This window comes from Kribbella pittospori, from assembly GCF_004331465.1.
Lineage (GTDB): Bacteria > Actinomycetota > Actinomycetes > Propionibacteriales > Kribbellaceae > Kribbella > Kribbella pittospori.
Genome location: NZ_SJKB01000029.1, coordinates 44,082 through 57,154, shown reverse-complemented (window position 1 = coordinate 57,154; position 13,073 = coordinate 44,082). Strand labels below are relative to the sequence as shown.

General features: G+C 69.8%; 12 protein-coding genes. 3 read left to right on the top strand and 9 right to left on the bottom strand.

Translation table 11 applies throughout. The annotated features are described in order from the left end of the window. The first annotated feature begins 196 nt into the window (after positions 1 to 196). The 3 genes from E0H73_RS43140 to E0H73_RS43130 are packed head-to-tail and all read left to right on the top strand — an operon-like array spanning position 197 to position 1,982. Positions 197 to 943, top strand: coding sequence for an SOS response-associated peptidase (locus tag E0H73_RS43140; RefSeq protein ID WP_131366698.1), 747 nt, complete (start codon positions 197 to 199; stop codon positions 941 to 943). Continuing rightward, entirely contained in the window at positions 940 to 1,500 is a 561-nt protein-coding gene (locus tag E0H73_RS43135) for a helix-turn-helix domain-containing protein (RefSeq protein WP_131366696.1), read from the top strand. Before E0H73_RS43140 ends, E0H73_RS43135 begins: the two co-directional genes overlap by 4 nt. A gap of 50 nt (positions 1,501 to 1,550) precedes the next feature. Further along, on the top strand, positions 1,551 to 1,982 hold the full coding sequence (locus tag E0H73_RS43130; RefSeq protein WP_131366694.1) for a hypothetical protein: 432 nt from the start codon (positions 1,551 to 1,553) through the stop codon (positions 1,980 to 1,982). A gap of 73 nt (positions 1,983 to 2,055) precedes the next feature. Here the strand turns inward: E0H73_RS43130 and E0H73_RS43125 are convergent, their stop codons facing one another. From E0H73_RS43125 to E0H73_RS43085, 9 genes are all read right to left on the bottom strand, one after another. After that, complete coding sequence (locus E0H73_RS43125) at positions 2,056 to 2,952, bottom strand: bifunctional DNA primase/polymerase (RefSeq protein WP_202867885.1); 897 nt, start codon at positions 2,950 to 2,952, stop codon at positions 2,056 to 2,058. Continuing rightward, the gene (locus E0H73_RS43120) at positions 2,949 to 3,170 is read right to left on the bottom strand and encodes a DUF3970 family protein (protein ID WP_131366692.1); all 222 of its coding nucleotides are present in this window, start codon (positions 3,168 to 3,170) and stop codon (positions 2,949 to 2,951) included. Before E0H73_RS43120 ends, E0H73_RS43125 begins: the two co-directional genes overlap by 4 nt. Beyond that, a complete protein-coding gene (locus E0H73_RS43115) occupies positions 3,167 to 3,526 on the bottom strand; it encodes a hypothetical protein (protein WP_131366690.1) in 360 nt (119 codons plus the stop codon). The genes E0H73_RS43120 and E0H73_RS43115 overlap by 4 nt, the downstream gene beginning before the upstream one ends. A 92-nt stretch (positions 3,527 to 3,618) precedes the next feature. Then, positions 3,619 to 5,157: a DNA cytosine methyltransferase gene (locus E0H73_RS43110; RefSeq protein WP_131366688.1), complete on the bottom strand. Its 1,539-nt coding sequence runs from the start codon at positions 5,155 to 5,157 to the stop codon at positions 3,619 to 3,621. Positions 5,158 to 5,242: 85 nt separating this feature from the next. Next, positions 5,243 to 5,440 carry a hypothetical protein gene (locus E0H73_RS43105; RefSeq protein WP_131366686.1) on the bottom strand — a complete coding sequence of 66 codons (198 nt, stop codon included), beginning with the start codon at positions 5,438 to 5,440 and terminating at the stop codon, positions 5,243 to 5,245. Positions 5,441 to 5,739: 299 nt separating this feature from the next. Next, entirely contained in the window at positions 5,740 to 10,404 is a 4,665-nt protein-coding gene (gene mobF / locus E0H73_RS43100; protein WP_202867884.1) for a MobF family relaxase, read from the bottom strand. Between the two features lie 217 nt (positions 10,405 to 10,621). Then, positions 10,622 to 12,112 carry a DUF2637 domain-containing protein gene (locus tag E0H73_RS43095; RefSeq protein WP_131366684.1) on the bottom strand — a complete coding sequence of 497 codons (1,491 nt, stop codon included), beginning with the start codon at positions 12,110 to 12,112 and terminating at the stop codon, positions 10,622 to 10,624. After that, positions 12,109 to 12,861, bottom strand: coding sequence for a hypothetical protein (locus tag E0H73_RS43090; protein WP_131366682.1), 753 nt, complete (start codon positions 12,859 to 12,861; stop codon positions 12,109 to 12,111). Before E0H73_RS43090 ends, E0H73_RS43095 begins: the two co-directional genes overlap by 4 nt. After that, positions 12,861 to 13,070, bottom strand: a complete 210-nt coding sequence (locus E0H73_RS43085; protein WP_131366680.1) for a hypothetical protein — start codon at positions 13,068 to 13,070, stop codon at positions 12,861 to 12,863. Before E0H73_RS43085 ends, E0H73_RS43090 begins: the two co-directional genes overlap by 1 nt. Positions 13,071 to 13,073: the final 3 nt, after the last annotated feature.

The following is a 13,073-nucleotide window of genomic DNA, read 5'->3' as shown; positions in this document are numbered from 1 at the left end:
CGACCAAAACCCCGACCAAGCCACGAGGCGCCCGCCCCGGCAACCGGGACGGGCGCCTCACCCTGCCACTTGACAAGAACTCACTCCATATCAGCTGTCACCATGGCGCCCGGTGCGAGAGCAGCAGAACTTGTGGATGTAGGTCGATCACCACACGCGAAACGTGCCCAAGCGGTCGGCGTGGCAGGCTAGGCGCATGTGTGGTCGATACGCGTCAACAGCCCGCCGGACGGATCTGCTGGAACATTTCCAGGTCGACGACGACAAGGCCGACGAACTGAAGGGGCCGGACTACAACGTGGCCCCGACCAAGCTCGCCCCGGTCGTGATCTCCCGGCCGCCGGCCGACGGCTCTAAGGACGCAGACGCGGTGCGGCAGCTGCGACTGTTCAAGTGGGGCCTGGTGCCGTTCTGGGCCAAGGACACCAAGATCGGGAGCCGGTTGGTCAACGCCCGGAGCGAGACCGTCCACGAGAAGCCGGCGTTCCGGGCCGCGTTCAAGTCTCGACGCTGCCTGATCCCGGTCGACGCCTTCTACGAATGGTTCGAGACCGACAAGGTCAGCGAGAAGACCAAGAAGCCCCTCAAACAGCCTTTCGCGTTCCGGCCCACCGACGGCTCCTCACTCGCGCTCGCTGGCGTGTACGAGGTGTGGAAAGACAAGTCGCTGCCCGAGGACGACCCTGCCGCCCTGTTGTGGTCGTACACGATTATCACTACCACCGCGACCGACGAGGTCGGCCGCGTTCACGACCGCATGCCGATGTCGATCGCGGCGGACGACTGGGCGCAGTGGCTCGACCCCACGGTGAGGGAGCCGGATGATCTCAAGGCGCTGATGACGCCGCCGACCGGGCTGGAGATCTACGCCGTGTCCACCGCCGTCAACGACGTACGGCGCAACAACGGCCCGCACCTACTCGACCCGCTTCCGGCATCTTGACCACACCCGACACGCGACGCGCTTACGAGAAGGACCAGGAGGAGTGGATCTCAGCCGAACAGGCTGCCGCCGTCCTCGGAGTGAGCGAGAGCACCGTGCATCGGATGGCGCGCCGCGGCCTGATCGAACGCGGCCCCGGCTACCGCAAGTACCACCGCCCTGCGCTGGAGGCACTGCGCGGGCGCGGCGAGCCGATCCCCCTCGGCGTCGCCGCGCGCATCCTCAGGCGGCCCGCCACGGAGGTCCGCGCGCTCCTGGCCGCCGGCGAGCTGAGCCACTCGGCCAACGCGACGTTCCCGGTCTTCCGCCGCGAGGTCGAGCAGTACGCCGAAGCACACCCGCCGCCGGTTCCCTCTTCAGCGCGGCCCGCGCAGGTGAACGCGAAGCAGGCGGCAGGGCTGCTCGGGCTGCCCAGACGCACCGTCCTGCGGCTCGCCAGAGAAGGCCGGCTCCCGTGTGAACGCGACTCGCGCGGACGGTACTGGTTCCGGCCTGATCACTTCGCCTTGTATCTGAGGGCGCGGGAAGCTGAACAACAGCAGGATGTCGGGGCGTAGTTTGGATGCCCGCTGGAAAGTGTCGGCGGCTGCTGGGATCGTGTCGTGGTATGGAGCTGAGAGGCAGCGATTTCGACCGCATCCGGCGTGAGCATCTGCGCGGGGTGGAGGTCACCGATTTCGCGTGGGTGTGGCTGGCTGCCGAGCGGCGCGCTGACGCGCTGAAGATCGACGGGCGTGAGGACGGCTACCTGGCCGGCGTGCAGTGGACGTGTCGCTGGATCGCCAATGGCGAGTTCCGTTACGAGGCTCCGGTTGACGGTCGCCGGGGCGAGCTGGCTCGGTCCCCTATCAGCCGCAAGAGCGAGTTTGCGATCGAGGAGCTGATCGAGGCCGAAACCCAGGCAGTAGAACGGCTGATCGGACGGTGGGAGTGGCCCGGTCGCCCCGGGTATGTCGAGGGTGTGTTCGCGACGCTGGCTTGGGTCTGGCGCCGCTCGGGAGTGCCACCCATCGAGGTGGAGCAAGCACACGCAAGCTAAGTCCTGGCATTGCCGATGGGCCTCAGGTAGCCGTTGCGGTGGCTGCCTGAGGCCCATCGCTTGCGTCATGACTCTAGGCGGGTCGCCGTCGGGGGTGGCGGCTGCCGGCGGTGATGCCGGAGGTGATGGTGCGCTCAGCCTCGAACCTTGGCAGGCCGATACGGCCGGCGGCAGACACGAGTTCATCGCGGGCGATGTGCTGGTCCAGCAGTCCGGAGCCGATGAGCTGACCGAGGGCGAACGCAGCCCGGTTCAGTGTGTCGTTGCGCTGGCCTGGCGTCGCGGCGAGTACCTTCTCCAGCTCCCCGGTGAGCGCGGCGAGGCTGTATGCGTGAGGGTTCGTGCACGTTCGACTGCTGGGTGCTTCAAGTACTGGTGAGGTGGTGTCAAGGGCCTCGATGATCCAGCCCGGCAAGGGCTGTGGTGCAGTAGTGACCTCGTCGATGTAGTGACCGGCGGTGGTGATCGACCGGGCGCCGACGACATAGCCGCCGCGTCCGCGCGTGTCGATCTTCCAGCCCAGGCGTCCGGCGCTGTTGCCGAGCTGGCCCGGTTGGAGAAAGTACAGGTGCCGCCCACCAGATGGCGTGCTGACGGTGTACGTGCCCGGTAGATCCATTTCGTGGTCTGCGGCGAGCATTGCCAAGACGTCGGCTCCGCTCGCCGCTCCTCGAGTACGCCAGGGTTCGGGCGGTAGATCGTCGACGGTCTTGGGGTGATCGAGGTCGACGACGAGCAGCCGAGACGGTCCGGTGGCAATGCCGATGTTGTACGGGGCTTGTCGCCAGGTGCGGGCGATTGCGAGGTGGTCGGTGGTGGCGGCGTTCTCCCAGTCCTCGACGGCCGGCACCTTCCGGCCCGGCACCAGCGGCAAGACCGCGAAACCCTGATCGGCGTGCCAGTGCGCTGCCCGGCTCAACACCTGGTGCTCAGGGTCGCTGACCGCCCGACGCGGCGAGGAAGTACTCACGGTTCAACCTCTCGACGGCCGGGTTCTGGTTCGGTGCGCACTCGTTGTGGCGCGCTCTGGTTGGTGTGTTCGCGCAGTTCGAGGTAGACGCGGACGCCGAAGGAGCCACGGTTGGGGTAGCCACGGTCGCTGCCCGCGACCTCGAAGTGATCGCGCAGGTGGTCCACGAGGCGGGTGATTTCGTCGGGTTCTCCGGCCAGCCGCACCTTGATCGTCATCGGTCCACCTCGCGCTTGATGCTGCCCTGTACTTCGTTTAGGCGCCCGCCCAGTTCGTCCGGGATCGCCTGAATCACCTTCACGAGGGCCAACTGGACCGCAACCATCCCGCTCCCCTTCAATGACTCATCCAGCACGTTCAATCCGCAGGCTTCCAGCACGAGACCTACGTCGTAGGCCATGCCGAACGGCAGGTCGCGAGCAGCTGTCTCGGTCGTCCTGATCGTGAGCGTGATGGTGCTCCGGGCGTCGCCCGCCGCGTTGTCTCGATCGGCTGGCTGCTCGGCGCCGGGCTCCGGTGGCAGTGGTCCGTTCAGGTTCGGGTCGCCGGGGTTCGGCGGTACTACCAGCATCATCGATCTCCTTCGGTGGTTGACGCTTGCGTGTCAGTGGCCGGGCGGCCGAGGGGCCGGACCTTTCCACCGAGGTCCGGCCGACTGCGGCCCGGTCAGGCGGTGAGTTCTGTGAGGTCGTGTCCGAGGGATTCGGCGACGGCGGAGATGAGGTCGCGTGCGGCGGGTGGGGTGACGGCGTTGCCGAGCTGGCGGACCTTCTCGCGCTTGTTGCCCAGCACCACGTATCCGTTGGTGAACGCCATTCCGGCCGCAACCTCGTGCGGCTCCAGCATCCGGAACAGGCAATCCTCGACCGCGACGGTCTGTGGCTCTAGCACTGACTGGTGTCCCGCGGTGGTGAGGGTCCGCAGCGTCTCAGTCGCGGGCGTGCACATCTCCGCCCCATGGGTGCGGGAGCCGTTGTTGCGCATCACCAGGGCGTATCGGTCGCGAGTGGTGAACGTGCCGTGCGGCTCGCTCGTGGCGCGACTGGTGGCGTTGCCGTAGTAGGGCATCAGCAGGCCGTGGTGGTTGCCTGCGGCAGCGAACGTGTCGAACGGGTCGGTCGCCTTCTTCGTGGTGTTGTTGTTGCGCAGCGGCACCACCAGCGCCTCGGCCTCGCGCGAGGTCCTGGTCCGCATCACATCGGTCAGCGCCGTTGCGGTCTCGTTCCAGGTGCCACCCGCCGGGACCAGTAGCCCGGTCTCGTTACGGGTCGTCATGGTGCGCATCGCCTCCGACAGCGGAGCGGCGGTCTTGCCGTCGCGGCCCTCGACCGGCACCAGCAGCTCGGGCTTCACGTAGCGGGCGAGTCCGGCGCGGATGCGGGCCATGGTCTTGTCAGCCAGCGGCCGGGCCCGGTCTCCGATCCGTACGCCGGTCAGGCTCCAGTCGATCGCCGCTGCCGCCGGGAGCCATCCCGGCTCCACGATCTGGTTGCGGCAGGCTACGTTCGGGCAGCGCCACACGTACTGAGCGCGGTAGCGGCCCCAGGTCCGTTCCGGCTTCTTCCACGCCTGCATCGCCCGCACCAGCTGTCCGCAGCCCTCGCACCACGCCTTCGGCCGGGTCCATCGGTTCAGGTCCGGGCAGCTCGTCTTGCGCAGGTGTGCCACGACGTAGAGCCGGTCGCGTGACTGTGGCGCCGGAAGGCCGCCGGCCTGCGCGTGCATGCTGTTCAGGTAGACCACGTGCACGCAGTAGCCGAGCGCGTCCAGGCCCGAGCGCCACGCCGGCCACAGCACCCACAGCGCCGCATCCACCACGTTTTCCACGACGATCGCGTCGTAGCGGTGGTGCTCGGCGAACCGCACGACATCCCACATCGTGGCCCGCGACCGCTCGGCCGCCTCGTCCGGCAGCGTGTCCCCGAACAGGTCGGGCATCGCGTCCTCGTTGCGCTTCTTGCCTTTGGCCTGGGAGTGGTTCGTGCACTCCGGCGAGGCCCACAGAATGTCGGTGCGCGGGTAGCGGCGCGGCTCGACCTGGGACAGGTCCGCACAGTCGTGGTCGGTGGTCGGGTGGTTGCTGTTGTGCGTCTCGACGGCCAGGTCCCAGTGGTTCGCGGCCAGCTTCACCGTCACCCCCGGAACCTGCACGGCCCCGGTGCTCGATCCACCGGCACCGCAGAACAGGTCAGTCATCGTCGTCATCGGTGTCTCAACCCTTCTCGTGGTTGGTGCGGGGAGGCGCCGTGGGTGCGTGGTCCTTCACCACGGCCCTCCCCGAGCTCGGTGATCAGTTCGCGATGTCGGCAGTGCTGTCGGTGGCGGCGTGGATGTGCTCGACCAGGAGGTAGTCGGCTTCGTCTCCGTCGCGGCCGAGGAAGTCGGCGCCGCAGCCGCAGGTGCTGATGAACATGCCGTCGCGGTAGGGCTGGTCGATCGGTGTGGTGTCGCGGTGCTCGGCGCTTGCGCGGACGCTGGTGTCTGGCATCTGTGGTGGCTCCCTGGTCGCTGGTGGGCTTGTGTTGGCGGCAGCCCCGTTCTTTGGGGCCTGCCGGCTACTGCCGCACAGCGGGCCGGGTCAGAGGCTCCGCCCAAGTTGGTTTCGGTCGTTGTCAGCTGGTGGACGCGGTTTGTCCTCCAGGTGAGAACTGCCGGAACCGACTTGGGTGGAGGGGACCTGGTCCGCTAGCCGCCCACCAACCCCAGCCACAGAAGGGCTTTCCTTGCCCGGCCGGAGGCCGGGGGGCTCCCGCCCGCCTGGGGCGGGAGAGCCTGGACTACACGCGGTCAGTCGTCGTAGCGACCGAGTTCCATCACCGGCCCGGACTCCTCGGCGGCTTGCGCCGGTGACGTCTTGTCCGCCGTGGCGGTCTTCACCTCCTCGGCGGTGGCATCGTCGGTGTGCCAGCGGGCGAGTTCTTCGGCCCGGGCCTCGGCGTCGGCGTTGGCCTGGTGTTCTTCGTCGGCTCGGCGGTGCTGGATCTCGATCAGTGCCCGCTGTGCACGGCGGACGGCCTCGGCGGTCTCGTCTGCGCTCGGCACCCGCGGGGTGTCGGCTTCAGTGATCCGTTCCTCGGTCGCGGCGACCTGGCGAACGTCGGCGGGCGCCTGGCTCTCCAGCACGTCACGATCGACAGCAGCAACTTCGACGTCGGTCCTTGACCTGGTGTCGTTGTCGTCGGCAACGAGGGTCTCAGCGGCCGTCTCGCTGCTCGCGGCCTCGGGGTCGCCGGCCTGTCTGGCTGGCTGCTCTTTGACGGATTCGTCCCGCTCGGCGACCGGTCCGGCGCCGGTGGTGCGGTCGGCAGTGAGGTCGGTTTCGCGTTGTTGCGCGATGTCGGCGAGTTCGTGTTCGGCGGTGACCTCGCGGTGGTCGTCCTCGATCCGGTCCTGGTTGCGGTGGGCGGCCAGCCATTCGTCGGCGGTGTGGCCGTCGTTGGTGTTGTCGATCTCGCGTTCCTTGAGTTCCTCGGCGGCGCGGCGGGCCGCCTCGCGGGTCGCGGCGGTGTGGGCGTACCACTCGGCGCGGGCCTGGTCGGTGATCGCGAGCTCGCCCGCGCGGGTGTCGAGGGCCTGGGCGAGCGCGGTGGCCTCGGAGGCTTCGGCACGCAGTCTTGTCGCCGTGGCGTGGTCGCTGCTGGCGTCGGCCTCGGCTGTGCGCAGCGTCGCGGTTCGGCGCAGGTTGTCGGCCTGCTGCCGGGTGCCGGCGAGCTCTTCGGCGACCGATGGTGGCGCCCACGCCCGCTCGCGTTCGTAGGCGCGGACCCGGACCCGCAGCTGTCCGTTCGACATCTCGACCTCGGCGCGGTCGGTGTCGGGGCGCCCGAGTGCCCGCCACGCGGCGCGCCAGGCGGCGTAGGCCTCGACCTGGCCCGGCTTCGGGGCCGGTCCAAGCGCTGTGTCGTCGGCGGTCACGTCGGCGAGTTCGCGGTGAGCCACCACGACCGCAGCACGCGCAACCCAGTCAGCGCGCGCCCCGGCCTCGCCCGGCGGGGATCCGAACGCCTCGGTCGCCCACCGGGGCGGGTCGAGCGCGAGCTGCTCGGCGGCTGCGGTGGCCCGCTGGTCGGCCTCGGCGGCCAGTTGGTGCAGGTAGTTGGTCCACGCCTGGTCCTCGAGTTGGGGCACCCACGCGGCGTGGGTGTCGCCGGCCGGGTCGAGCCGGGTGGTTTTGGTGATCCGGTCGTGCAGGACGTGTGACAGTCGGCGCGCGTCGGTCAAGGTCCGGGCACTGACCGCGTCGGTCAGTACCTGGCGCGGGTCGTGACCGGCCAGCTCGGCGCGGCGCAGCAGCGTCGCGAGGGTTCCGGCGCCGTCTTCGGCGGCGAGTTTGGCGCGCTGGGTGTCGGTGAGCAGGCCTTGTTCGGTCAGTTCGTCGAGCCACTGTGCACAGCGCCCGGCGGTCGCGACGGCGATCCCGTCGGTGAGCAGCTCGGCCGGTGTGCGCAGGTGGCCTGCTTCGGCGGCGGCCTCGGCCTGGGCTTGGAGTGCGGAGATCTGCGGCCGGTCCAGGTCGAACGCGGCGCCGAGCACGGCCAGCGGTGACCTCTTGGCGGCCTGCTTGGTTTCGCCGACCTCGGCGGTCGCCGCGACAGCTTGGGTGACGACGTGGGTCGTGTTCGCGACCCGGCCCCGGGTCATCGCCACGTACAGCGCGTAGAGCGAGGTGTTCTGGGTCGTGACCGAGTGCACCGTGTCGACGGTGAGTCCCTGGGAGGAGTGGACGGTCGCGGCGTAGCCGAGCGCGACATGCTCACGGACGTAGGAGGCGGGCAGTTCGACCGTCTCTCCGTCCACCCGGCGGCGAGTGCCGCGCTCCAGCGGCGCGACCAGCAAGCCGCCGTCGGGTCGGGTCTCGACCACCTCGAACTCGTCGCGGTTGAACACCGCGCGCCGGTTGCCCTTGTACTTGGCGAGTCCCCAGTCGTTGCGTCGGGCCTGCACCAGGTCACCCGCGCCGGCATGGGTGCCCTGGGCGGCCAGCAGGACGGTGTCGGTGTCGTCGACCCGGCCGTACTCGACGAGTTTGGCGCGCAGCTGGGCACTGACCTGGCCCGCTTGGTCGTTGGTGTCCACGATCAGCAGCGAGTGCAGGCCGTTCAGGTGGTCGGCCAGCCAGGCGTCGGCCGCTGTCCGCTGCGCCCGCTCGACCGTTCCGCCGTCGAGGATCCGGCCCTGCTTGTGGTACTCCCCCAGCGCGCTCTGGTCGCCGGCGCGCAGCCGCAGCGACGCGGGGCCTTCCCACTCGGCGCGGAATCTGCGGGTCTCGGTGAGCTGGTGGGTCAGGGCGCCGGACGCCACCAGTTCCATGCCGCCGGCGGCACCGACCGCGGCGAGCTGGCGGTGGTCACCGACCAGGAGCAGTTTGGCGCCCGCGTCGTCGCACAGGCGGTGGATGGCCGCGAGGTCGCTGGTGGCGGCCATTGCGGACTCGTCGACGACGACCAGGTCGCCGTCGCGCAGCCGCCACGCCTGCTCCTCGCGGCTGGCGGTGCCGTCGGCGATGCTCTGCTGGGTCATCAGCCAGCGGGTGATGTTGCGGGCCGTGACACCGTCCGCGGCCAGTACCTCGGTTGCGACCTGGGACGCGGCGAGCCCGATCATGCGGTGCTGCTGCCCGAACCACAGCGCGGGGTCCTCCCACGCCTTCGCCAGGGCACCGACCACGCGGGACTTGCCGGTGCCCGCGGGACCGATCAGGGTCTCGACCTTCGCGCCAGAGGCGAGGATGCCCCGCACCGCCGCCTCCTGATCGGTGCCGAGCTCCAGTCCTGCGTCGGCGATCTGGCGACAGAACTCCTTCGCCAGGTGCGGCTGGACGAGCGCGGCGCCGCGGGCGTAGCCGGCGCGGGCCAGCTGCCGCTCGGCGTTCAGGTGGTCGCCGGTCGCGTACCGGGTCCCGCCGGGTGCCCGGTAGGCCGACGTTCCGTCGGCCAGCCGCAACTCCTCGGGCAGCATCGACTCGCCCGGGCGTTCGGCGGCCAGCACGACCGCCTTACGCAGACCTTCCTCGGTGAGCTTGTCGAGCAGCTCCACGATGTCCGCAGGGGTTCGGTCGCCCAGGTCGTCGGGCAGCGCGTTGCTGATCTCGCGGGTCAGGTCCGGGGCCTCCCATTCGGCCTGCTTGCGCTGGACCTCGGCCAACGCGGTGTCGAGCACCTTGGTCTCGTTGAACGTGTGCGGCACCGGCGCCCGGCCGGTGGCCGCGAGCACGTTCTGCGCGACCTCGCCGAGTCCCCCGCGGACCTCGGCGCGCAACTGCCGATCCCAACGCTGCAACCGTTCCGCCACGGTCTCGCCATCGTGAGACTTGGCCTTGCGGGTCGCCAGCGTGGCCGTCTGCGACAGCCGCACCAGTTCGAGGTTGTTCGGCTCGCGCCCGAACTGGGCCTCGAACTCGCGCACCAGCACGGCGGTCTTCTTCGTGATCGCCTTGCGACGCGAGGAGAACAGGTCCATCACGGGCTGGTCGATCCCAACGACCTCCCGCGATTTCCCATCCGGGCGCATCTCGAACCAGACCCCGAGCGCCTTCGAGAGGTGGTGCTCCATCACCCGCTCGCCGACCGCGCCGGCCGCAGGCTGGAACCGGTGCAGCGCCTCGCCATCGACGGTCCGCCACTTGCCGTCGCTGCCCTGAACGCGGTTCAGGATCGCGTTGTGGATGTGCAGCTGCGGGTCGTGGTCGCGTGAGTCGTGCTGGAAGAACGACGCAACCGTCCACTCGTGCGCGTCGTCCCACCGGCCCGCGGCGCCGCCCCAGTGCCCGACGCGGGTATAACCAGCTTTGTCTTGCAGATACGTCAAGGCGGCGTTGTTGCCCGCCCAGATCGCATCCTCGACCGCTTGCCGGTACTGCCCCCACGAATCGGCCTCGGTCTCGGCCCGGTGCACCGCTTGGCTGTAGCGGTGCACCGCCGCAGCATCACCGGTGCGGTACGCCTGCTCAAGTGCACCGCGCGCAGCCTGCACCGCACCGCGGGCCTGCACCTCCTGGGCCTCGAACGCCGTGTGCAGCACCGTCACCGACTTCTGCACCGAGAACGTCGCATCGTGAAACGCGACGTTCTTGCGCACCGACTTGCCCGCCAGTGCACGCAGCTCGGCGCGGCGCTCCGCGTCCGCACCGGGCTCCTTGGCCAATGCATCGGCGAACACCTGTTCCTCGCTCTTGTAGGCGCGTCCGGTGTGGCCGAGCGTCTCGGCCTCGTCCCACCGCGCCGGGTCACGGAACGCTTCATCGCGCGGGTCGATGAACCGCTCGTACAGCGCGGTCATGTCTTGCGTGTCGACTTCCCCGGACAGGCCGAGCGCCTCGGCGCCCTTGCCGAACCAGCGCCCGGGCGGCTCGCCGGCAGCGACCGCTCCGGTGTAGTAGTTCTCCCGCCCAGCCGCGACCGCCCCGGTCAAATAGTCGGCGCGATGGCCACTGTGAACGCTGATCACCGCCATGCCGTGACCCCCGTCCGACACAGCGCAGCGGGCGCGTGAAACCGGCGACGCGAAGCGGAGTCGGGACTCCACTTGATCGTGATGCATAGGTGTGATCTGAGTTCTTTGGTCTTGCTGCTGTCTGCTGGGGGCTGCTGGATCGTCGGTTGGTTCATGGTCGCTGCGGGTCGGTTGGTGTCTTGGTGATTGGCTGCTGTTCTGGTGGTCATCGGCTTGGTCATCGGTTGCTGCTCGTTTCGAGTTCGCGGTTTGTCGTGCTGTCTTCGTCTGTTCCGCTGTCGCTGCTGACGGTGTTGTCGTCGGTGTTGTCGCCGGGCTCGGTGACGAGTTGGAGCTGTCCACGGACCTCGGGCCTGGCGGCCGGGTCGTCTGGGGTGTCGGTGGGCTCGGTCCACCCGGCCAGTTCCGAGAGCCGCCGGGCGCGTGGAGTTCCGGCGCCGGTCACGCGGCGGATCGCGCGCTGGCTGATCGGGCGCCCGCCGTGCTCGGTCGCGGAGTGGTGGCGCACCAGGGCCAGGAGTTCGTCGTCGGTGCGCTCGTCACTGCCGTGGGCAGACGCCGTCTCGGTCCGGGTGGTGGTGCGGTGCGGCGGGTGCACTGGTGCGGGTGCACTGTCCGGGGTGCCAGTGCGGGCCGGTTGGTGCACTGGTGCGGGTGGTGCGGTGCGGCTTGCGGGCTGCACTGGTGCACCGGTTGATGTGGCGCGGAGCGCACCGAGCAGGTAGGCGACCGCCCATACCGGTTCACCAGTTGGATTTGCCGTCGCCGAGGACTGCACGGCGTTCCTGTCGCTGACCACGCCCTCGGGTTCGCGGGAACTGGGCTGGGCAAGCGCTGCGGAGTCAACCAGCGCGAGCAACTCCCCCGGCGTGAGCCGACCGGTGGCCGGCAGCAGCGCGGCCAGGTCGGTGGCCGACAGCAGTCCATCGCGGATCGTCTGCAACGCCGCGGTCCTCGCCGCGCGGGCCGCGTCGAACGGCCAGGCCTTGTGGCTCGGGCACAGCGTCGCCAGTCGCGAGGCCATCCGGACGACCTGCTGGACCAGCGCCCGAGCAGTGGCCGGGTCGTCCGCGCCGGTCCTGGACAGGTGCAGCCATACGCGTGTCGTGATCACTGGCGAGGTCAGCCAGGTCAGCGCCGACAACCGTGGCTTCGCGGGTTGGGCGAGCCGCAGGTGCAGGCGCAGGAGGTGTGCGAGCATCTCGACCAGGACGGCGTAGGCGAGCGGGGCGAGGGCGTGGGCGAGGGCGTCGGCGATCCCGTGGGCGGTGTCGATGTTCAGCCAGACCGTGCCGCCGATGAACACATAGGTCGTGACCAGGGCGCCCGGGATGCGCCACCCACGGGTCAACGCGGCGAGGCGCAGTGCGGTGCAGGCGATGATCATGCCGTCGGCGACCAATGGCACCAGTGGGCTGTCGAACTTGACTGAGACTGCGGTGAACGAGCGGGCGCCGCCGATGCCTGCGACGCCGAGCGCGGCCATGACGGCCACCGTGATCAGCACCCGGCGGGTCGTGAGTCGTCCGGTGGTGATCGCGGCCGTCACGGTGCGGATGCTGCGGCGGATCGTCCAGGCCAGCGCGGTCAACAGGCCGCCCAGGATCAGCAGACCGGCCAGGCCGGTGGCGATCGTCGGCCATGTCAGTGCGCCGGCGTCGGCCCAGCTGGGCAGGTCGATCGTGTGGGTGGGGATCTGGGGGGTCATCGGTGGCCTCCAGCGGTCGTGTGGGGGACGGCGGTCAGGCCGCCGCGGCGACCGGCCTTGATCTGGTCGGGTGTCGGGGCGGGGCCGAAGGTGTCGCGGCTGGTGGCCCACCAGGTGACGAACGGGTCGGCGTCGGCCGCGAGCGGCACCGTGACCGCGGTCTGTCCGGCGGTGTCGCGGTGTGCGAGGACGTCGCAGGCCGGGGCGTATTCGCCGATGCGGCGGGTCACGCCGGGGCGTTGCCGGTCGTGCCAGTCACCGACGAGCTTGTTCGAGGCGTCGTCGCCTTCGTAGGCGCTGGTCCAGGCGTCCATCAGCCACAGCAGTTCCTCGACGATCTCGGGGTGCCACAGCCAGCACGGCGGCAGCGTCTCCCGCGCGGTCGCGTACCGCAGATAGGTGCTGGCCAGCCACGGCAGCAACTCACTGAGCACCGCCTGCACAGCGGTCTCGTCGTGCTCGGGCAGCCGAAGCCATGACCGCTGCGGCTCGAGGTCATTGGCGTCGTGGCCTGTGTTGCGGGCGGGCTTGGCCGCGATCCGCGTCAGCAGGTCCTCGAACGAGGCCACCGTGTCGCCCAGCGAGGTGACGGTCCTGGTCAGCGACGCCACGGCGGTCTTGGACGCGGTTTGCTGTAGTCCGGTCTTCATGGCGGCCACGTCCCGGGTCAGGGCTTCGACCGATCGGGCCAGGCCGGCGACCGCCGCGAGCGCGGCGGTGCCGGGGTCCTTGTCGTCGTCGTAGCGCATCAGTCGCCGTCTTCCTGGTAGAGGTCGTCCAGCCAGTCGCAGAACGCGTCGGCGTCGATCGCGACCTGTCCGGTCGGCCGGCCGTGCTCGTCGAAGGCGGGCACCGCCCGCAGGCCGCGCGCCTCTACGTCGCGGCAGCCGTAGTACGCGCGCAGCTCGGCGGCAGCCGTGCTCGGCGACGTGGTTGGTGTCGTGTTCGGTGTCGTCATGCC

Coding starts and splice junctions, on each gene's coding strand:
- E0H73_RS43140 (WP_131366698.1), top strand. CDS start 197: ATGTGTGGTCGATACGCGTCAACAGCCCGCCGGACGGATCTGCTGGAA.
- E0H73_RS43130 (WP_131366694.1), top strand. CDS start 1,551: ATGGAGCTGAGAGGCAGCGATTTCGACCGCATCCGGCGTGAGCATCTG.
- E0H73_RS43120 (WP_131366692.1), bottom strand. CDS start 3,170: ATGACGATCAAGGTGCGGCTGGCCGGAGAACCCGACGAAATCACCCGC.
- E0H73_RS43115 (WP_131366690.1), bottom strand. CDS start 3,526: ATGATGCTGGTAGTACCGCCGAACCCCGGCGACCCGAACCTGAACGGA.
- E0H73_RS43110 (WP_131366688.1), bottom strand. CDS start 5,157: ATGACGACGATGACTGACCTGTTCTGCGGTGCCGGTGGATCGAGCACC.
- E0H73_RS43105 (WP_131366686.1), bottom strand. CDS start 5,440: ATGCCAGACACCAGCGTCCGCGCAAGCGCCGAGCACCGCGACACCACA.
- mobF (WP_202867884.1), bottom strand. CDS start 10,404: ATGGCGGTGATCAGCGTTCACAGTGGCCATCGCGCCGACTATTTGACC.
- E0H73_RS43095 (WP_131366684.1), bottom strand. CDS start 12,112: ATGACCCCCCAGATCCCCACCCACACGATCGACCTGCCCAGCTGGGCC.
- E0H73_RS43090 (WP_131366682.1), bottom strand. CDS start 12,861: ATGCGCTACGACGACGACAAGGACCCCGGCACCGCCGCGCTCGCGGCG.
- E0H73_RS43085 (WP_131366680.1), bottom strand. CDS start 13,070: ATGACGACACCGAACACGACACCAACCACGTCGCCGAGCACGGCTGCC.